Annotated in this window: 17 protein-coding genes; 8 read left to right on the top strand and 9 right to left on the bottom strand. The window is 68.3% G+C overall.

Going from position 1 to position 18,661, the window contains the following annotated elements; translation table 11 throughout:
- Positions 1–31 precede the first annotated feature (31 nt).
- Positions 32–481, bottom strand: coding sequence for a nitroreductase family deazaflavin-dependent oxidoreductase (locus ABZY89_RS01070; RefSeq protein ID WP_355223938.1), 450 nt, complete (start codon positions 479–481; stop codon positions 32–34).
- A 56-nt stretch (positions 482–537) separates the two neighbouring features.
- On the opposite strand from ABZY89_RS01070, the gene ABZY89_RS01075 reads away from it, so the two are divergent.
- Together ABZY89_RS01075 and ABZY89_RS01080 are read left to right on the top strand one after the other, a co-directional pair.
- Positions 538–1,485, top strand: coding sequence for a 1,4-dihydroxy-2-naphthoyl-CoA synthase (locus ABZY89_RS01075; RefSeq protein ID WP_355223939.1), 948 nt, complete (start codon positions 538–540; stop codon positions 1,483–1,485).
- A gap of 96 nt (positions 1,486–1,581) precedes the next feature.
- Positions 1,582–3,000, top strand: coding sequence for a DUF2252 domain-containing protein (locus ABZY89_RS01080; protein WP_355223940.1), 1,419 nt, complete (start codon positions 1,582–1,584; stop codon positions 2,998–3,000).
- Between the two features lie 8 nt (positions 3,001–3,008).
- Here ABZY89_RS01080 and ABZY89_RS01085 read toward each other — a convergent pair whose 3' ends face one another.
- Genes ABZY89_RS01085 through ABZY89_RS01095 form a run of 3 tightly spaced genes read right to left on the bottom strand, consistent with a single transcriptional unit; the run spans position 3,009 to position 5,380 of the window.
- Positions 3,009–3,920: a YhjD/YihY/BrkB family envelope integrity protein gene (locus ABZY89_RS01085; protein ID WP_355223942.1), complete on the bottom strand. Its 912-nt coding sequence runs from the start codon at positions 3,918–3,920 to the stop codon at positions 3,009–3,011.
- Between the two features lie 7 nt (positions 3,921–3,927).
- Positions 3,928–5,049 (bottom strand): AI-2E family transporter, encoded by a 1,122-nt coding sequence (locus tag ABZY89_RS01090; protein WP_355223943.1) that lies wholly within the window; start codon positions 5,047–5,049, stop codon positions 3,928–3,930.
- Entirely contained in the window at positions 5,021–5,380 is a 360-nt protein-coding gene (locus ABZY89_RS01095; RefSeq protein ID WP_355223945.1) for a carboxymuconolactone decarboxylase family protein, read from the bottom strand. Before ABZY89_RS01095 ends, ABZY89_RS01090 begins: the two co-directional genes overlap by 29 nt.
- A gap of 267 nt (positions 5,381–5,647) precedes the next feature.
- On the opposite strand from ABZY89_RS01095, the gene ABZY89_RS01100 reads away from it, so the two are divergent.
- Positions 5,648–6,046, top strand: coding sequence for a hypothetical protein (locus ABZY89_RS01100; protein ID WP_355223947.1), 399 nt, complete (start codon positions 5,648–5,650; stop codon positions 6,044–6,046).
- 85 nt (positions 6,047–6,131) lie between these two features.
- On the top strand, positions 6,132–7,565 hold the full coding sequence (cls, locus tag ABZY89_RS01105) for a cardiolipin synthase (protein WP_355223948.1): 1,434 nt from the start codon (positions 6,132–6,134) through the stop codon (positions 7,563–7,565).
- 41 nt (positions 7,566–7,606) lie between these two features.
- Here cls and ABZY89_RS01110 read toward each other — a convergent pair whose 3' ends face one another.
- The 3 genes from ABZY89_RS01110 to ABZY89_RS01120 all read right to left on the bottom strand — a co-directional run bounded on the left by ABZY89_RS01110 (position 7,607) and on the right by ABZY89_RS01120 (position 9,430).
- Entirely contained in the window at positions 7,607–7,825 is a 219-nt protein-coding gene (locus ABZY89_RS01110; RefSeq protein WP_350660127.1) for an amphi-Trp domain-containing protein, read from the bottom strand.
- Between the two features lie 181 nt (positions 7,826–8,006).
- Complete coding sequence (locus ABZY89_RS01115; protein ID WP_355223951.1) at positions 8,007–8,630, bottom strand: NAD(P)H-binding protein; 624 nt, start codon at positions 8,628–8,630, stop codon at positions 8,007–8,009.
- Entirely contained in the window at positions 8,627–9,430 is an 804-nt protein-coding gene (locus tag ABZY89_RS01120) for an MBL fold metallo-hydrolase (protein ID WP_355223952.1), read from the bottom strand. The genes ABZY89_RS01115 and ABZY89_RS01120 overlap by 4 nt, the downstream gene beginning before the upstream one ends.
- A gap of 88 nt (positions 9,431–9,518) precedes the next feature.
- Here ABZY89_RS01120 and ABZY89_RS01125 point away from each other — a divergent pair, with 88 nt between their 5' ends.
- Positions 9,519–10,694 carry a LuxR C-terminal-related transcriptional regulator gene (locus tag ABZY89_RS01125; protein WP_355223954.1) on the top strand — a complete coding sequence of 392 codons (1,176 nt, stop codon included), beginning with the start codon at positions 9,519–9,521 and terminating at the stop codon, positions 10,692–10,694.
- On the opposite strand, the gene ABZY89_RS01130 is transcribed toward ABZY89_RS01125, so the two are convergent.
- Positions 10,664–11,887 (bottom strand): helix-turn-helix domain-containing protein, encoded by a 1,224-nt coding sequence (locus ABZY89_RS01130; RefSeq protein ID WP_355223955.1) that lies wholly within the window; start codon positions 11,885–11,887, stop codon positions 10,664–10,666. The genes ABZY89_RS01125 and ABZY89_RS01130 overlap by 31 nt on opposite strands.
- A gap of 182 nt (positions 11,888–12,069) precedes the next feature.
- Between ABZY89_RS01130 and ABZY89_RS01135 the strand changes: the two genes are divergently transcribed.
- The 3 genes from ABZY89_RS01135 (at position 12,070) to ABZY89_RS01145 (ending at position 17,837) form a co-directional block, all read left to right on the top strand.
- Positions 12,070–13,650 (top strand): GMC family oxidoreductase N-terminal domain-containing protein, encoded by a 1,581-nt coding sequence (locus ABZY89_RS01135; RefSeq protein ID WP_355223957.1) that lies wholly within the window; start codon positions 12,070–12,072, stop codon positions 13,648–13,650.
- 1 nt (position 13,651) lies between these two features.
- Positions 13,652–15,364: an aldehyde dehydrogenase family protein gene (locus tag ABZY89_RS01140; RefSeq protein ID WP_355223958.1), complete on the top strand. Its 1,713-nt coding sequence runs from the start codon at positions 13,652–13,654 to the stop codon at positions 15,362–15,364.
- A 109-nt stretch (positions 15,365–15,473) separates the two neighbouring features.
- The gene (locus ABZY89_RS01145; protein WP_355223959.1) at positions 15,474–17,837 is read left to right on the top strand and encodes an arylsulfatase; all 2,364 of its coding nucleotides are present in this window, start codon (positions 15,474–15,476) and stop codon (positions 17,835–17,837) included.
- A gap of 17 nt (positions 17,838–17,854) precedes the next feature.
- Here the strand turns inward: ABZY89_RS01145 and ABZY89_RS01150 are convergent, their stop codons facing one another.
- Positions 17,855–18,580, bottom strand: coding sequence for a PaaX domain-containing protein, C- domain protein (locus tag ABZY89_RS01150; protein WP_355223961.1), 726 nt, complete (start codon positions 18,578–18,580; stop codon positions 17,855–17,857).
- Positions 18,581–18,661 lie beyond the last annotated feature (81 nt).

Here is an 18,661-nt window from a genome sequence, read left to right on the forward strand (position 1 = left end):
TGTCCCGGTTACGCACCCGTCAATTGGCGAGCTATTCGCCGGCCGGCTCCAGCAGGAAGAGCGGGAAGATCCGGGACGTGTTGGGCTGGTATTCGCCGTACGTCGGCCAGGTCTTCACGGCGTAGTCCCACCACTCGTCGCGCTCGGCACCGGAGAGCTCGCGGGCGACGTACGCCTTCTTGGTGCCGCCGTCCTGGAGCACCATGTCGGGGTACTTCCGGAAGTTGGCCACCCAGGCGGGGTTCTTGTCGCTGCCGCCCATCGAGGCGACCGCGAGGTAGCGGCCGTCGCGCTCGACGCGCATCAGCGGGGTCTTGCGGATCGCGCCGGTCTTCGCGCCGCGGTTGGTGATCAGGATGATCGGCTTGCCGTCGCGCTCGAGGACGTTGGCCTCGGCGCCGTCGGAGGCTTCGAACGCGGCCACCTGCTCGCGCACCCAGTCGGCCGTGCTCGGGACATATTCACCTTGCAGTTCGGTCATGCTCACTACAACAGCCGGGGACGCGGGCTATTCCGACCCCGGATAGCCTCACCCTCATGAGCGCCATCGAAGGAGTCTCCGACACGTTCGACCCGAGCCGCTGGGACGAGGTCCCCGGCTTCGAGGATCTGACCGACCTGACCTATCACCGGGCCAAGGAGCACGGCACCGTACGCATCGCCTTCGACCGCCCCGACGTACTCAACGCCTTCCGCCCGCACACCGTCGACGAGCTCCTCCGCGTGCTGGAGCACGCCCGGACCTCGGCCGACGTCGGCTGCGTCCTGCTCACCGGCAACGGCCCCTCGGTCAAGAACGGCAAGCACTCCTTCTGCACCGGCGGCGACCAGCGCATCCGCGGCAAGGCCGGCTACCAGTACGAGGAGACCGAGGCGTACGCCGCCGGCCGGACCGGCGCGGAGGAGCCCACCCCGATCGACAAGGCCAAGCTCGCCCGGCTGCACATCCTCGAGTGCCAGCGACTGATCCGCTTCATGCCCAAGGTCGTCATCTGCGTCGTTCCCGGCTGGACCGCCGGCGGCGGCCACTCCCTCCACGTGGTGTGCGACCTGACGCTCGCCAGCGCCGAGCACGGGCGCTTCAAGCAGACCGACGCCGACGTCGGCTCCTTCGATGGTGGCTACGGATCCGCCTACCTCGCCCGCCAGGTCGGCCAGAAGTTCGCCCGCGAGATCTTCTTCCTCGCCGAGGAGTACTCGGCCGAGGACGGCGTACGCATGGGCACGGTCAACCGCGCCGTCCCGCACGCCGAGCTCGAAGAGGTCGCCCTTGAGTGGGGCCGCAAGATCAACGGCAAGTCGCCCACGGCCCAGCGGATGCTGAAGTACGCCTTCAACCTGCTCGACGACGGCCTCGTCGGCCAGCAGATGTTCGCCGGTGAGACCACGCGCCTGGCGTACATGACCGACGAGGCCCAGGAGGGCCGCGACCAGTTCCTTGAGAAGCGCGAGCCCGACTGGTCGCCCTACCCCTGGTACTACTGACCTGCGCAACCACGCGGCGCTAGCCGCCGGTCGGCCCCCGACGCGTCACACAGGCTGCGTGATGCCAAAGGCGGGCGCGTCAGGTCACATGGACTGATGAGCTCGATCGAGACCCAGGCACGTAAGCCCCACCACCTCACCCTGGTGGAGCGGGCTTCGGCAGGCCGAGGGGCGCGAGCGAAGGTCCCGCGTTCGGTGCATGGCGAGTGGCAACCGGCGCCCGACCGGGCCGACCCTGTCGACCTCCTCGAGGAGCAGGGAAGCAGTCGGCTGCAAGAGCTCCTGCCGCTCCGCTACGGCCGGATGCTGGTGGACCCGTTCACGTTCTACCGTGGTTCCGCCTACCTGATGGCGGCAGATCTGGCGAGTGCGCCGCGCACGGACCTGACGGTCCAGCTGTGCGGCGACGCGCACCTGTCGAACTTCGGAGCGTTCGCAGCACCGGACCGACGCCTGGTCTTCGACCTCAACGACTTCGACGAGACCTTGCCGGGCCCTTTCGAGTGGGACGTCAAGCGAATGGTGGCGAGCTTCGCGGTCGCGGGGCGTGACCGTGAGTTCGACGATGCCGAGCGCAGAGCCGTCAACCTGGCTGCCGCATCGTCGTACCGGGAGGCGATGCAGGATCTGGCGCAGATGCGCAAGCTCGACGTGTGGTACGCCCGCTTGGATGTGGACGAGCTGGACGCCCTGCTGAGCTCGCAGTTCACGGCCAAGCAGGTCAAGCGCTTCCGCAAGAACATGGCCAAGGCCCGGTCGACGAACAGCTTGAAGGCCTTCTCCAAGCTCGTGGAGATCGTGGATGGACGTCCGCGCCTGATCAACGATCCTCCGATGATCGCCAGGATGCAGGAACTGATGCCCGACAAGGAGTTTCATGAGGTCGAAGACACGCTCCATGCCATCCTGCACATCTACCGCCGGACTCTGCAGGGGGACCACCGGCACCTGCTCGAGGGGTTTCGCTTCACCGACGCCGCACGCAAGGTGGTCGGGGTGGGCAGCGTAGGCACTCGCTCCTGGATCGTGCTGCTGGTCGGCAACGACGACAAGGATCCGCTGTTCCTCCAGGCCAAGGAGGCCCAGGCATCCGTCTTGGAGCCCTTCCTCGGCAAGAGCGCGTACACCAGTCACGGTCAGCGGGTCGTCGAGGGGCAGCGACTGATGCAGTCCGCGAGCGACGTGATGCTCGGCTGGGTGACGGCGAGCGGGGCCGACGGCGTCGAGCGAGACTTCTTCGTCCGGCAGCTGTGGGACGGCAAGGGTTCGGCGATCGTGGAGGCGATGAATCCCGCTGCCATGACCGGGTACGCCCGGATGTGTGGGTGGACGCTGGCAAGGGCCCACGCCCGCTCGGGTGACCCGGTCGCCATCGCGAGCTACCTCGGCTCTGGTGATCGGTTCGATCGGGCGGTCTCGACGTTCGCCGAGGCCTACGCCGACCAGAACGAGCGGGACTACGCAGCGCTGCGTCGTGCGGTCGCCGACGGGCGGATCATGGCTCAGCGGGGCTGAGGGCCTCATCACCGCCGGACGCGTCGACCGAGCAATCCGGGTTCGGTCGCGAACACCTGGCCCACCAGCGCGGTCGTGAGGAAGCAGAAGGAGGCGACGTAGAGCCAGGTCAGGTAGGTGAAGGCGACGCCGATGGATCCGTACCGGTCGGCGCTTGCCTCGAGCGCCCCTGGGAGCCATGCCTGGGTGGCGGGGCGAACGGTGATCATCAGGAGAGCGAACAGCAGCGCACCCGGCATCAGCATCCGGGCGCGAACGGCGCCGGCGAGCAGTGCCCAGGGGATGAACACTGCGACCACGACGTCCCAGGCGAACGAGACCACCCGTGGCCACAGCTCCCGAGGGGGGAGGGAGCCGAGGGGCTCGCCAGCAGCACGGACGACGACCAGGGAGAGCGCGAAGACCAGGACGACGGCAAGCCACCGCCAGGCTGACCTCAGTCTGGTCGGTGGGCGCGGAAGTCCCCAGATCGCAGCGAAGGCGCGGGTCAGCGCGCGAGACAGGCTGGTCGCCGAGACGAGCACGAAGATGGTCCCGACGATGCCGAACGCTGCACCACCACTGTCGACGGCGCCCTCGAGTACCTGCCGGGACTGCTCCGGCATCTCGATCGCGTCGGTGAAACTGTCGCTGTTCGAGCCCAGGGTGGCGATCAGGATGAGTACCGGGAGTACGGAGGTGAAGAACTGGGCCGCGATGGTCATCGACCGGTCGAACACCTCGATCCGGCGGAGCCCCGCGGCCGCCCGCAGGAACATTCGTCCCGGCCGTCTGTCGAGCAGCCATCCCAGCCGCCGCTGCAACCCGAACGGCAGACGCCCCAGGGCGGCCTCGGCGCGGGCCCGGGCCGGATCGTCGGCCGGATCGGCGGCTGGGCCGGTCTGGCTCTCCGAGGACGGTGTTCCGTCGTTCGAGTCCATGCCGATCTCATTCTGGCGTTCCCTCAGGCTGAAGCTCGGCCGGGCGGGACTGCTCCGGCCCCGGCTCTGTGTCCGGCTTCCCTGAGATCAGGGGCAGGGCCCACCTGCCGCGCGGGTCGGCCTCCACCAAGAGGGCTTTGGTGAGCAGAGTGCACGGGACGGCGAGCAGTGCGCCGACCGGTCCGATCACCCAGGTCCAGAACACCAGCGAGAGGAACGTCAACGTTGGCGAGAGACCGACCGAGTCGCCCACCACACGAGGCTGGATGATGGATTGGATCACGAAGTTGATCACGCAGTAGACGACGATGACAGTGACCATCAGGCCCGGCCCGCCGTCGAGCAACGCGATGAGGGCCGGCGGGATGACGCCGATGATGAAGCCGATGTTCGGGATGAAGTTGGTGACGAATGCAAGCACCGCCCACACGAAGGCTCCGGGGACGTCCAGCAGGTACAGGGCGACCCCGTCGATGACGGCGACGACCAGCCCGAAGCTTGCCGAGACACCCATGTAGTTGCGGGTGCCGTGGGCGAAGTTGTCCAGTGCGGCGACCGGGTCGGGAAACCGGTCACCCAACGCCCTCAGGCTGCGGCGCGTGGAGTCGGTGTCGAAGGCTATGAACAGCAGCACCGTGATCAGGAAGAACAGATCGGTGACCAGGCCGAGGGTGCCGGAGAGCACCGACATGGCCACGTCGATGATCTGGCCCGGGTCGAACGCGTTCACCACCGCGTCGATCTGCTCCTGCTTGACCCCCGCGTCCCGCAAGGTGTTCCCCACGTTCGCGACACCGTCGGCGATCTGATCGGCGTACGTGGGCACCAGGGCGGCCAGTTGGGCGACCGACACCATCAGGGCCACCGCGAAGACCGAGAGTAGAAGGACTGCCGAGGCCAGCATGAGCAACGAGATCGCCCACCCGGGAAGCCGTCCCCGTTCCAGCCACAGGCGGATCGGGTGCAACGTGATCGTGATGACCACAGCCATGAAGACCGGCCCGATGATGTCGGCGATGGATCTCATCCCGGCCAGCGCGATCGTCAGCGCGGCGACACCCAGCAGCAAGGTCCAGGCGAACGATCGGGCCGGAAGTCCGCTAGGGGCGGTGGTGGCGGCGTGCTTCATGGGGATCTCCTGTCCCGGCCGGGTGCTCCTGCTCGAGCGCGTCGGTGTCATATCCGAGCGCCATCGCCAGCCGGGGAGCGGCTGCGACCACGCGTGCCGCACCGATGACGGGAAGGACACCGATCAGCACGTCGACGACCTCAGCAGCGCTCGCGCCGGCATCGACGGCTGCATCTGCGGCGGCACCGTAGGAGGGGACCTCACCCCCGACCGCAACCAGTGCGGCCAGTCGGACGAGGGCCAGAGTTCGGGCATCCAGCATGGGTTCGAGCCACGCTTCGTCGGCCGCGTAGGTGGGGTCTTCGGGCCAGTCCGTCTGGTTGATGGCCAAGCGGTGGAGTCGATCGGCGTAGTGCACTCCGGACCGTCCTTCCGGCTCGCTCTGAGTTGACCGCGACCCTTCGATTCGCCGTCCGTACGCCTCATTCACCCCCACCACGATTCAGTCCGCATCATGCAGATCTGGTGAAGCGCCCTCGCCGAAAGACCGAGGGCTCCGGTCGACGATGTTCACGTCTTCTGTGTGACGAAGGTGGACCCGTCCCCGCGAATGATGGGTCCCACATCGTTCAGGGGCCGCCCCATCGAAGGAGCCACCATGAAGCTCATCCCCATCGCTGCTCTGACTCTGGCGCTGGCCACGTCGCTGACCGGGTGCGGCGAGGACCAAGCCGCTGTGTGCAGCTCCGTCGACGACCTCCAGACGTCCGTCGACGAGGTGCGGGACATCGACGTGTCCTCCTCGGGCGCGTTGGGCGACCTGGAGAGCGGACTCGAGGCAGTCGGGTCGGATCTGTCCGACGTCAAGTCCGACGCGAAGACCGAGTTCTCCAGCCAGATCGACACGGTCCAGGCCAGCTTCGACGCGCTCACCGAGAGTGTCGACGCGGCCAAGGCGAGCGCTTCCGCCGCCACTCTGAGCGCCGCCGCGACCGCGCTCTCCACGTTTGGCAGCGACGTACGGACTCTCATCACGGACGTCCAGGAAACCTGCTGAGCACTCGCCCTGGGCTGGCCACAGCGTCAGTCTTCACGCATGTTGGGTGAGGACGCGCGGCCGGGCGGGCACCAGACTTCCGAGCATGGCCACATGGATCGCCGTTTCCCTCTACCTGATCGACCTTGCGTTGAAGATCGTCGCGTTGGGTGTGGTGCCCAAGAACCGGCGACCGTCCAGCGGCATGGCCTGGCTGCTCCTGATCCTGGTCCTGCCGCTCTTCGGGTGGGTGATCTTCCTCGTCCTGGGGCGAACCAAGCTCGGGCGCCGTCGCAACGAACAGCAGGCCGAGGTCAACGCGCGCGTGGCGGAGCGAACGGCGCACGTGCCCACGCTCGAGAGCGACTTCCCCGGACCGGCGTACGTACGTTCGGTGGCAACGCTGAGCCGCAACCTGGGCGCGCAGCCGGTGACGCCCGGCAACCGGGTCGACCTCTTCTCGGTCTATACCGAGTCCATCGCGGCGATGACCGCCGAGATCGACAAGGCCTCCACCTGGGTGCACGTCGAGTTCTACATCACCGCGTGGGACGACGTGACCGGCCCCTTCTACGAGGCGCTGGCGCGGGCCGTCGATCGCGGGGTGAAGGTCCGCCTGCTCTTCGACCACCTCGGATCCAAGGGCATCCCGGGGTACAAGGAGTTCACCGCCCGGCTGGACGCATCCGGCATCGAGTGGCACCCGATGCTGCCGATCGCACCGTTCAAGCGCCGACCGGACCTGCGCAACCACCGCAAGATCCTGGTGATCGACGGGATGGTGGCGTTCGCCGGCTCGCAGAACCTGATCGAGCCCGGATACAACAAGCCCGCGAACCACAAGCTGGGCCGTGAGTGGAAGGAGCTGGTGGCCCGCGTCGAAGGACCGGCGGTCAGCGCTCTCAACCTGCTCTTCTGCACCGACTGGTACAGCGAGACGGAGGTCAAGCTGACCGACGAGCTCGGCACGGTACCGACCCCGGCCGGCGAGATCGAGGCGCAGGTGATCCCGAGCGGGCCCGGCTTCTCGACGGAGAACAACCTGCGCGTGTTCACGCTGTTGCTGTACTCGGCACAACGCCGGCTGTCGATCACCAGTCCCTACTTCGTGCCGGACGAGTCGCTGCTGTACGCCATCACCACGGCCGCACAGCGAGGCGTCGAGGTCGAGCTGTTCGTGAGCGAGGCCGGGGACCAGTTCATGGTCTACCACGCCCAGTGCTCCTACTACGAGGCGCTGCTGCGTGCGGGGGTGCGGATCTACCTGTATCCGGCGCCGGCGATCCTGCACTCGAAGTTCTTCAGCGTCGACGACGACGTCGCGGTTCTGGGATCGAGCAACATGGACATGCGCTCGTTCGGGCTGAACTATGAGGTCTCGTTGATGCTTCTCGGGCCCGAGGTCGTCGCCGAGATGCGCAAGGTCGAGGACCACTACCGGTCGATCTCCAAGGAGCTGCTCCTCGAAGACTGGCTGACACGTTCCCGCGGCGCGGCGTACTTGGACAACGTGATGAGGCTGACCGCGGCGCTGCAGTAGGTCTCGCCGAGCGAGCGCGCCGCTTCAGCTGGGCGAGCCTGTCACCACTTCAGCTCGATCTCGAGCTCGCGCTCGTCGTCCCCGATCTCGACCTCCAGCTTGAAGTCGACCTCGTCGGGGACGTGCACCTTGAAGCGCAGCCCTCCTCTTTCGAACTCGACCTCGTTGTTGCTCGCGAGCGCGTCGGCCAGGGCGTGCAGGCGAGCCGCGGCGTCCTCACGACGCAGCCTCGCCCGTTCCGTGACTTCCATCAGGTCCATCTCGATCTCCTTGCTGTGAGGTTGAGGGGTGCTGATCTCGGCCGAGCGCGATTCGTGCCAGCTCGACAGATGGCACCCTCGCAACCTACCCAACGACGTGAAAGTCCGGCGTCATACGGAACGCGTGAATCCCGCTCGCCCCATGAACGCCGGCGGAGTCGTGGCTGAGCACCGAGGTGGTTCAGACCGAGCGGACCATCGGGGCCGCGCGCAGGTGCCGACCGTCCTGCACGGCGTCCAGCAGCGCCTCGGCCAGATCGCCCGTCGTGACGTGGCTTCGTGGACCCATCCTGAGGGTGCCGACCTCGGTCCGACCGGTCCGGTCCCCGGCACGGACGATCGGGGTTCGCACCATCGTCCAGTCGAGGTCGTCGCACGCCTGCAGCATGAGCCCCAGGCGACGCTGGCTCCGCACGTGGCTGGGGCTGCGCAGACGTACGACCGTGTCGATGAGGATCGCGCCGGCGTTGCGTGGGTCTCCGGGGAAGGGGATGTTGAAGCCTTCCATGAAGACGATCCGGCTGATGCCCTCGTCGCGCATCGCGGCGAGCACGTTACGGGCGCCGAGGTCGATCGAATCGTTGTCACCCCACCCGCCGAGGGTCGACACGACGGCTGCGCAGCCGGCCACAGTCCGGGCGACCGCCTCCGGGTCGAGTACGTCGCCCACCACGACGTCGACGCCCGCAGGAACGTCTCGGTTCGAGGACCTCATCAGTGCCCGGACGTCGTGACCGCGTTCGACAGCCAGGGCGAGCGCCGGGGCGCCGACGAACCCGCTGCCACCGAACATCGCGAGCTTCATGACGGCACCCCCGGGGCGAAGGTCGCGAGGAGCTCCTCGAGGGCCCGCTGATCGGGCATGGCGAAGGACGGTGCGCTGGGCGCTTGGCTGATCGTGACGAACATGGTGTCCGTGTGCGCGAGCACCGGAGGCAGGTGAGTGCAGAAGATGGCAGACGGTTCGGGCGATCGAAGTGGCTCGATCGTCCGGCGATAGCGAGCCTCGTCGACGTTGGCGACCCACGGACTGTCCATCGTCGCCCAGAGCAGCTGCCCCTCGCGTACGTCTCCGGCGTCGCGTACGTCCGCGCAGGTCGCCAGCTCGGCGGTCGGCACCGGTGAGCCGAAGCAGTCGGAGGTGAAGATCGCGCCGGTGCTCTCGTCGACGAATCCGGTCGTGACCGGGCTGTCGAAGAGGGGAGGGCGGAAGGCTCGGATGGTCCGGTCGCCCACCTCGATCGCCTGACCCGGGTTGAGCAGGTAGACCCGGTCGAGCGGGACCTCCCACTCGCAGCCGAGGATCCCGACGCCGCCGAAGGTGGTGATCAGGCGCGCGTTCGGAGCCGCGTCGAGCAACGCCCGTACGCCTCCGGTGTGGTCGCGGTCGGGGTGGGTGATCCAGACCCACCGTACGTCGGCGGGATCGATGACCATGGCGAGGTCGTCCAGGAAGTGCTTGTCGGGAGTGCTGAGCCCGGTGTCGACGACGACCGGTTCCTGCGCATGCAGCACGAACGCGTTCACGGGCAGGAATCCCAGCCCCGGAACCATGGCGCAATCGGCCAGTTGGCTCACGTCGTGCGAGATCTTGTGAATGTCCATGCTGTCGACGCTAGGCAGCACCCTGACCACGCGATATACCAGCAATCTGGCATTCAGCTGACCCCTCGCGGGGAGTAGCTTCGATCAGGTGAACCAGCGCACCCGTCAGCGGTCGCAGGACAGGATCGAGCGCCTGAGCAGGCAGGGGCTCGATCTGGTGGCGCTGTGGCGAGAGTGCCGCGAGCCGATCGCCGACGTGATCCCGCACTACTGGGCGCCGTGCTTCTACACGCTGGATCCCGCGTCGCTGTTGATCACCAGCCACTTCGACGAGATGCTGCCGGTGCTCCCGGCCGACTTCCTCGACAACGAATACCGCGCCGACGGCGTACACAAGCTCAGCGATGTCGCGAAGTCCGACCAAGGGGTCTCGACGCTCTACGAGATCACCGACGGCGACCCGTCGTCGACGGCGCGGTGGAAGTCGAACATGGAGCTCGGCGGCGACCAAGAGATCATCGTCTCGCTGCGGACCCGTGCTGGTGTCGTCTGGGGTTCGCTTGCCCTCTACCGCGAACCTGGCCGGCCGATGTTCGGCGGCGCCGACAAGGAGTTCCTGCGGGCGATAGCTCCCAGCCTCGCGGAGGCGGCGCGCAACGCGCTCCTGCTGGGCGAGGCCTCCGACCCCGACTCCACCGGGGCTCCGGGTCTGGTCGTGCTGAACTCGTCGCTCGGTATCGACTCGGCGACCGAAGGGGTCGAGCGATGGCTCGCGGATCTCCCTCGCCCCGCCCCGCGGGCCGTGCCGGTCGCGGTGGCCGCCGTCGCGGCGCGGGCGTTGCGCTCGGTCGACTCCCCGGGAGAGTCGGGTGAGGTGGCGACCTCGCGCGTCCTCAGCGAGTCGGGCACCTGGATCGTGCTGCACGGCGCCGTTCTCGCGACGCGCCCGGACCCACAGGTGGCCGTCATCGTCGAGCCCGCTCACCCCGCGCGGATCGCGACGCTCCTGATGTCTGCGTACGGGATGACGGATCGCGAGAAGGAGCTCACCCAGCTCGTGCTGAAGGGGCTCTCGACGGTCGAGATCGCCCAGACGCTGGTCATCTCGCCCCACACGGTCCAGCAGCACCTCAAGCACGTCTTCGAGAAGACAGGCGTACGCAGCCGCCGCGATCTGGTCGCCAAGGTGTTCTTCAGCCACTACGAGGGGCGGCTGCGTGACAACGAGCAGCGCGCCGCGTCCCGGCTTCCGCTGCGCGGCGGTCCGATGCCGGGATCATCGGTCGACCATGATCACGGGCCTTCCAGGACGTCGATGTCATAGACCTCCAGCCAGGTCAGGCAGACCTCGAGCCTGGTCGCGCGCGCGGCCAGGCGCTCGCCGATCCGGTCCTCGACACGGCCAATGCGGTAGCGAACCGTGTTCGGATGGATGTAGAGCGCCTCGGCCGTCGCCTCCACGCTCATTCCGCTCCGAAGGTGGGTGAGCGCGGTGCGGCGCAGGTCCTCGTCGCCGCGGGCGCCGGTCATCAGCGGCGCCAGCTCCCTTCGGACCATCGCTCGGGCGAGCTCGCCGTCTCCGACCAGTCCCACGAGCTCCACGTCGGCGTAGCCATGGGCCCTCGTGCGGGACCGGCGGCCGATCCGCTGCGTCGCGACTGCCTGGAGGTGGCTGTCACGGAAACCTGTCGGTCCATGGCAGGCCCGTCCGAGCGCGAAGTGGAGCTCGGCCTCCTCGAGGAGCGGGATGACGGCCCCGAGGTCGACGGTCGGCTCTTCGGCGGTGGCGACCCACCCCCATAGCTCCCGGCTCCCGGCCAGCGTGGTCAGTGGCCGCGGCAGACCGAGGCGCTCGCAGATCTGCAGCGCGAGGTCGAAGAGCGGCGCGCCGCCGTCGGAGGTCGACGGCGCGGAGAGGACGAAGGCGGTCTGCCAGGAGGTGAGCTTGTGGCCGAGCACGCGTTCGCCGTCGGCCGTCGGAGCAGCGCCGGCGACCAGGGCCTCGATGGCCTCGGAACGACGTGCCTGGGCTCCCTCCACCAGTGAGGCACGCTCGCGGGTGTAGTGCCCGATGAGCTGCTCGACCGCATCGTCGATCCACTGCTCGGCGCGCAGCCACAGAGCCAGCAGCGCCTCGTCGCGGGCCAGACCATCGGGCAGATGGTCCGGCTCCGTGTTCTCCGCGACGTAGCTGAACACGGTCTTGTTGGCCACGCGATAGACCTTGAGCAGCACACTGATGTCGAGGTGCCGACGCGCGATGGACAGGCTGAACGCGATGGCCGCCGACGGCAGCGCGAGGCGATAGTCGTCGGCGAGACTGACCAGGAAGTTGCGCCAGTGCTCCCGGGTCGAGGCGTGCAGCTCCTCGACGAGAACCGGGTCGGTGGCGATCTCGGGGATCGCGCTCACGATGTCGTCGTCGACGCGTTGGACGAAGGCGTCCACCATTCCCGGGCGGAGGGAGTTCTGGGCGAAGTCCTGCAGCCACCTCTCGACAGGTGCTGATGTCGTCATCGTCGGGCTGCCTTTGGGGTGTCGAACATGCTCGCGTGAGTCGGTCTCCCGGATCCTGGATCCGCTTTGGAGTCTCCCACAAACGCGAGCCGTGAATGTGGTAGCCGTCACAAGCGCCGGACGGACGCGTGCGACCACCATGGTGAGCGCCCGAGTACGCCGGGCCCGACGAGAGGATCGCCATGCAGGAGTTCGACTACATCGTGGTGGGCAGTGGCTCAGGCGGAGCGGTGCTCGCCGGTCGCCTCAGTGAGGACCCGCGCACTTCGGTGCTGGTGCTGGAGGCAGGCGGGCGAAGCCGTCCGAACCTGAACGTGCAGATCCCGGCGGCGTTCGCGAAGCAGTTCCACACGAAGATCGACTGGGACTACGCCTCCGAGCCCGAGCCGCATCTCGACGGCCGCCGGATCTACCAGCCGCGCGGCAAGATGCTCGGTGGCTCCAGCGGCATGAACGCGATGATGTACGTCCGGGGCAACCGGGCCGACTACGACGGCTGGGCCAAGTCCGGCGCCACCGGCTGGTCCTATGACGAGATCCTCCCGCTCTACCGCCGGATGGAGACCAACAGCCGCGGTGGTAGCGAGTTCCACGGCGACTCCGGCCCGCAGTACGTCGAGGACGCTCCCGATCCTCGTGCGGTGTCAGCGCGATTCGTCGACGCCATGGCCGAGGTCGGTATGCCCCGGATCGACGACTTCAACGGAGCCGAGCAGGTGGGCGCGTCGATGTTCCAGCGGTTCACCCGCCGCGGGCAGCGCTGGACGACGTACGACGGCTATCTGGCTCCGCGTCGCAAGCAGCCCAACCTGACCATCACCCCGAACGCCTTGGTGCACCGGGTCCTGATCGAGCACGGCCGCGCCACCGGCGTGCTCGTCAGCATCGGAGGCCGGCTGCAGACGATCCGCGCGGCTCGTGAGGTGGTGCTCGCCGCCGGCGCCTACAACACGCCGCAGCTGCTGATGCTCTCCGGCATCGGCCCGGCCGATCACCTCGCCGAGCACGGCATCGCGCCGGTCGTCGACAACGCCCACGTCGGCGCGCACCTGATGGACCACCCGATGCTCCTGATGAACTGGGAGACGACGGATCGGGACAACCTCGCCCACGCCGAGAAGCCCGGCGAGCTCCTGAAGTACGTCACCCGTCGGAAGGGCATGCTCACCTCGAACGTCGGGGAGGCCGGAAGCTTCTTCCACACGAGCGTCGACGACGTCGCGCCACAGATGGAGATGATCACGGCCCCGGTCTACTTCTTCCAGCACGGCGCGGCGTCCCATGACAGGCCGGCGATCGCGATCGGGTTGTCCATGGTCGGCGCGAGATCCGAGGGGGCGGTCCGGCTGCGGTCCGCGGACCCTGCGGCGGCGCCGAGGATCTGCAACAACTACTTCGCCGACCCGCGTGACATGCAGTCGATGATCGACGGCATCGAGCGGGCGCGCGAGGTCATGGCGAGCCGGACCATGCGCGGGACCGTCGGCAAGGAGATCCACCCCGGCCCGTCGTACGGCACGAGCCGGACCGACCTCGAACGAGCCGTGCGCGCGGAGGTCGAGCACACCTACCACCCCAGCTGCACCGCCCGGATCGGCATCGAGGGCGAGGGCGTGCTGGACGCTTCCCTGCGGGTTCAGGGCGTCACCGGCCTGCGAGTCGCCGATGCGTCGGCGATGCCGCGGGTCACCCATGGCAACACCCACGCGCCCACCATGCTGATCGGCGAGAAGGCCGCCGATCTCATCAAGAGCGGAGCCTGAGATGTCCACCCAGACCATTCCTCAGCGGGCTGACGAGATCGCGGCTGTCGCGCAGGCCGGCGCCACAGCGTGGTCCGGCGTCAGCCTGGCCGGGCGTCGCGCGCTGCTGCAGCAGTTCGTCGGCCTCGTCGACGAGCACGCCACCGAATGGGTTCGGATCGCCACCGAGATCAAGGGCCTCACGCCGGGCACTCCGCCGGTCGGGGAGGAGTGGATCTCCGGGCCCTGGGCCACGCTCTACTACGCCGGACACCTCGCGCAGACGCTGGCGACGATGGAGCAGGGTGGTACGCCGACGGACGGCTTCGACATCCGCCCCGTTCCCGGCGACCGGGTCGCCGTCGAGGTGCTCCCGCACTCGGTCTGGGACCGACTGCTGCTCTCCGGCTTCTCCGCCGAGGTGTGGTGCGAGCCCGGGGTCTCCGCCGACGAGGTGCGCGCGACCGCCGGCCTCGGCCTGCGCGACCCCGAGGCGGTGCGCGGCACGTGCGTCGTCCTCGGCGCCGGCAACATCTTCTCGATCGCCCCGCTCGACGCGCTCTACGTGCTCTACGCCGACAACCGCTCCGTCGCGCTCAAGCTCAACCCGGTCACCGACCGGCTGTTGCCGGTGTTCGAGGCGATCTTCGCCCCGTTCATCGAGCTGGGCGTGGTGCAGATCTTCACCAGCGACCTCGAGCTCGGCTCGGCACTCATCGCCCATGACGGCTTCGACGCGGTCCACATGACCGGCTCCGAGGCGACCCACGACGCAATCGTCTGGGGTCCGGGTGCGGAGGGCGCGGCCAACAAGGCGGCCGGCACGCCGTTGCTGCGCAAGCCGATCACCAGCGAGCTGGGCGGGGTCGCGCCGGTCATCGTCACGCCCGGCCGATGGTCGAAGCGTGACCTGGAGTTCCAGGCGCGTCACGTCGCCACCATGCGGCTGCACAACTCCGGGGCCAACTGTGTCGCGGGCCAGGTGGTCGTCGTCAGCAAGGACTGGAAGCAGAAGGACGACTTCCTCGCCGCGTTGCGGCGCGCGCTCGCCGATGCGCCCGTACGTCCCGCCTGGTATCCCGGCACCGGGCCCCGGATCGACGCCGCCCGGGGTGGCGCCACGCCGTTCGAGGCGCTCGGCGGCACGCCGGAGCGCACCCTGCTCCCGGCCCTCGAACCGTTCGAGGACGAGGCGGCGTACTCGATGGAGTTCTTCGGCCCGGTCCTGGGCGTCACCGAGATACCTGGCACGGGGGCGGAGTTCCTCACCCACGCCATCGACTTCGCCAACGACCGGCTGCGCGGCACCCTCGGTGCCAACATCGTCATCCACCCACGCGACCTCGACGCGGTGGGCGTCGACCGGTTCGAGCAGCTGCTCGCGGACCTCTGCTACGGCACGATCGCCGTGAACGCGTGGACCGCAGTCGGCTACCTCTCACCGTTCGCGACCTGGGGAGCGTTCCCCGGTCACACCCCGGACGACATCCAGTCCGGTCACGGGGTCGTACACAACGGACTCCTCCTCGCGCGCCCCGAGCGCACCGTGGTGCGCGGGCCGTTCCGCCCGTTCCCTCGCTCGTGGGCGAGCGGGAGCGCGGCGCTCACACCGGTCCCGCCGTGGTTCGTGCACAACCGCACGGCGGAGACGACCGGGGAGCGGCTGGTCCGTTTCTCGGCCGCGCCGCGCTGGCGGAAGCTCCCCGGGGTCTTCGCGTCGGCGCTACGGGGCTGACAGCGGCGGTCCGATCCCGGGACCGTGGCTCACCCGTCTCAGGTGAGGACCGTCCTCCCCGTCGATGCGACGTTTCCCGTGAAGCGTGCCTAGAAGCAGGGAGTGGACCATGGCCAGCTCGGATGACCCGATCCAGCGCGGAGCGCTGCCGATCCCGGATCTCGCGTACACCGGCACGGTGACCTACGACGCCACCGACCCGGACACGCACTATCCCCCGATCGAGCGGTTGCTACCGCCCGAGGGTGCCCCGAACGTACTGCTGATCCTGATCGACGACGTGGGCTTCGGGGCCAGCAGTGCCTTCGGTGGTCCGGTGCAGACCCCGACGTTCGAGCGGGTGGCCGCGGCCGGCCTGAAGTACACCCGGTTCCACACCACGGCCCTGTGCTCCCCGACCCGGGCGGCGCTGTTGTCGGGCCGTAACCACCACACGGTCGGCATGGGTGGCATCACCGAGATCGCGACGAGCGCGCCAGGCTACAGCTCGCTGCGGCCCAACAACTGCGCGCCGCTGGCCGAGACGCTCAAGCTCAACGGCTACAGCACCGCCCAGTTCGGCAAGTGCCACGAGGTGCCGGTCTGGGAGGCGAGCGCGGTCGGCCCGTTCGACCATTGGCCGCACCCGGGCGGCGGCTTCGAGTACTTCTACGGCTTCCTCGGCGGCGAGACCAACCAGTGGTACCCAGCGGTCTACGAGAACACCTCGCCCATCGAGCCGTGGGGAACGCCCGAGGACGGCTACCACTTCATGGACGACATGACCGACAAGGCGATCGCCTGGACCAGGCAGCAGAAGTCCATCGCCCCGGACAAGCCGTTCTTCACCTACTTCGCGCCCGGCGCCACGCACGCGCCGCACCACGTCCCCAAGGAGTGGGCGGACAAGTACGCCGGCCAGTTCGACCAGGGCTGGGACGCAGTACGTGAGGAGACGTTCGCCCGTCAGAAGGAACTGGGCGTCATCCCGCCAGAGGCCGTGTTGACCGAGCGAAGCCCGGGCATTCCCGCCTGGGACGAGATGAGCGATGCCCTCAAGCCCGCTCTGGCCCGGCAGATGGAGGTGTACGCCGGGTTCCTGGCCTATGCCGACCACCACGCGGGCCGGCTGCTGGACGCGATCGAGGAGCTCGGTGCCCTGGACAACACGTTGGTCTACGTGATCATCGGCGACAACGGCGCGAGTGCCGAAGGGTCCATGCACGGCACCACCAACGAGGGCTTCACGATCAACCACCTGAACGAGATCGAGGACGAGGAGTACGTCGCCGCGCACATCGACGACATCGGGACCCCGGCGTCGTACAACCACTACGCCGTGGGCTGGGCGCACGCGATGGACACGCCCTACCAGTGGACCAAGCAGGTCGCGAGCCACTGGGGCGGCACTCGTAACGGCACCATCGTCAGCTGGCCGAACGGCATCGCCGCCAAGGGCGAGATCCGCAACCAGTTCGCGCACTGCATCGATGTCGCGCCGACCGTGCTCCAGGCGGCCGGGATACCTGAACCGTCGACGGTCCACGGCGTCACCCAGCGCCCCTACGAGGGCACGGCCATGAACTACTCCTTCGACGATGCCGAGGCAGAAGAACAGCACACGACCCAGTACTTCGAGATGCTCGGCAACCGGGCCATCTTCCACAAGGGCTGGACAGCTGTGGCCAAGCACAAGGACCCGTGGACGGGATCGAGTCACGGTCTCGACGACGACGTGTGGGAGCTCTACAACGTCGAGGAGGACTGGACCCAGTCCAACGACCTCGCCGCCAAGGAGCCGGAGAGGCTGGCCCATCTGCAGCGACTCTTCCTGATCCAGGCCGCCCGCTTCAACGTGCTGCCGCTGGACATCCGCTCGGCCGAGCGGATGAACCCGGACATCGCCGGCCGCCCGTCGCTCATCACCGAGGACTCGCAGACCTTCTACCCGGGCATGCGCCGGATGAGCGAGAACTCGACGATCAACATCAAGAACAAGTCCTTCACGGTCTCCGCGCAGGTCACCGTTCCTCAGGACGGCGTCGACGGGGTGCTGATCGCACAAGGCGGTGCGTACGGAGGATGGAGCTTCTACGCCCACGGGGGCCTGCTGAAGTTCGCCTACAACCTGCTCGGCATCTCGACCGACATCATCGCCTCGGACTCCGCAGCTCCAGCTGGTGACCATGAGCTGCGAGCCCACTTCGCCTACGACGGGGGTGGCTACGGCAAGGGCGGCACCGTCACGTTCCATGTCGACGGCGACCAGATCGGGGAGGGGCGGATCGAACGCACGCTCCCCTACCAGTTCTCCTTCGATGAGACCGTCGATGTCGGCTGCGACCTGGCCTCACCCGTCTCCAGCGACTACGGCGCCACCGGCAACGAGTTCACCGGCGTGCTCAAGAAGGTCCGCATCGACCTCGGCGACGATGACCACTCCCACCTGATCGACGACGAGCATCGGCTGCAGGTCGCGATGATGCGGCAGTAAGGGTTCATCCGATCCGCCTAGCGCGGCAGCGCGGCGAGCTCGCTCAGCTCGCGCTGGTAGGCGCTGTAGGTCTCGCGCAGCGCTGCCGCCGGCCAGTCCGCCGGGCGGAGCTCGACGGGGAGGAGCGGGTCTTCGCTGAGGTGGCGGACGATCGCGGCGGCCGTGGCGAGGCGGAGCGCGGGCTGGGGCGTGGACGACAGGAGTTCGAGCAGACGCTCGCCTTCGCGTGCCCAGCCGCCGAGATCCCACAACGAGGCGGCGAGCTCGGCCGGATCCTGCTCCGGCGTCGCCGTGAAGGCCTGGAGCACCGGGTCCGAGAAGCGCGGACGCTGGAGGTTGGCTGGCCGGGTCCAGACCCCCTCGCGAAGCTCGGCGAGTCGGTGCCCCTTCAGCGCATCGCGCAGCACGGCGCGTTCGGGGCCGGGGCGGCCGGCGGTGACGACGATGGCCATCTCCCAGGAGCCGTCCCACGGCTTGTCCGCCGTGTGCACCGCTTCGTCCTGATGAGCCTGCCGCTGGACGAGCCGCTCGCCGAGCCGGTAGCCGGCCTCCGTTCTGCTCAGGTCGCCGTCGCTGACGGCGCGGGTGGCCGCGACCCGCACGGTCGCCGGTGCGATGCCGAAGAACTGGCCGGCGCGGGCGAGGTCGGCGGGGGTCAGCGGGTTCGGGTGGGCGCCGAGCATCAGGCTCAGGATGGTGGAGCGGGCGGAGAGCGGAGTCAGTTCATCGCGCGCGGTAGCCACGGGACCATCCTCTCATGCAACAGATCTCGACACGGTTGTTGCTGATTGTGTAACATCATGATCGATGGCCTCCACCAGCAA

The sequence above is a fragment of the Nocardioides sp. NPDC006303 genome (genome assembly GCF_040613175.1).
Taxonomy (GTDB): domain Bacteria; phylum Actinomycetota; class Actinomycetes; order Propionibacteriales; family Nocardioidaceae; genus Nocardioides.

Excerpts from the sequence above, each read along its gene's own strand:
- ABZY89_RS01070 (WP_355223938.1), bottom strand. The coding sequence starts at position 481 with ATGACCGAACTGCAAGGTGAATATGTCCCGAGCACGGCCGACTGGGTG.
- ABZY89_RS01075 (WP_355223939.1), top strand. The coding sequence starts at position 538 with ATGAGCGCCATCGAAGGAGTCTCCGACACGTTCGACCCGAGCCGCTGG.
- ABZY89_RS01080 (WP_355223940.1), top strand. The coding sequence starts at position 1,582 with ATGAGCTCGATCGAGACCCAGGCACGTAAGCCCCACCACCTCACCCTG.
- ABZY89_RS01085 (WP_355223942.1), bottom strand. The coding sequence starts at position 3,920 with ATGGACTCGAACGACGGAACACCGTCCTCGGAGAGCCAGACCGGCCCA.
- ABZY89_RS01090 (WP_355223943.1), bottom strand. The coding sequence starts at position 5,049 with ATGAAGCACGCCGCCACCACCGCCCCTAGCGGACTTCCGGCCCGATCG.
- ABZY89_RS01100 (WP_355223947.1), top strand. The coding sequence starts at position 5,648 with ATGAAGCTCATCCCCATCGCTGCTCTGACTCTGGCGCTGGCCACGTCG.
- cls (WP_355223948.1), top strand. The coding sequence starts at position 6,132 with ATGGCCACATGGATCGCCGTTTCCCTCTACCTGATCGACCTTGCGTTG.
- ABZY89_RS01110 (WP_350660127.1), bottom strand. The coding sequence starts at position 7,825 with ATGGACCTGATGGAAGTCACGGAACGGGCGAGGCTGCGTCGTGAGGAC.
- ABZY89_RS01115 (WP_355223951.1), bottom strand. The coding sequence starts at position 8,630 with ATGAAGCTCGCGATGTTCGGTGGCAGCGGGTTCGTCGGCGCCCCGGCG.
- ABZY89_RS01120 (WP_355223952.1), bottom strand. The coding sequence starts at position 9,430 with ATGGACATTCACAAGATCTCGCACGACGTGAGCCAACTGGCCGATTGC.
- ABZY89_RS01130 (WP_355223955.1), bottom strand. The coding sequence starts at position 11,887 with ATGACGACATCAGCACCTGTCGAGAGGTGGCTGCAGGACTTCGCCCAG.
- ABZY89_RS01135 (WP_355223957.1), top strand. The coding sequence starts at position 12,070 with ATGCAGGAGTTCGACTACATCGTGGTGGGCAGTGGCTCAGGCGGAGCG.
- ABZY89_RS01140 (WP_355223958.1), top strand. The coding sequence starts at position 13,652 with ATGTCCACCCAGACCATTCCTCAGCGGGCTGACGAGATCGCGGCTGTC.
- ABZY89_RS01145 (WP_355223959.1), top strand. The coding sequence starts at position 15,474 with ATGGCCAGCTCGGATGACCCGATCCAGCGCGGAGCGCTGCCGATCCCG.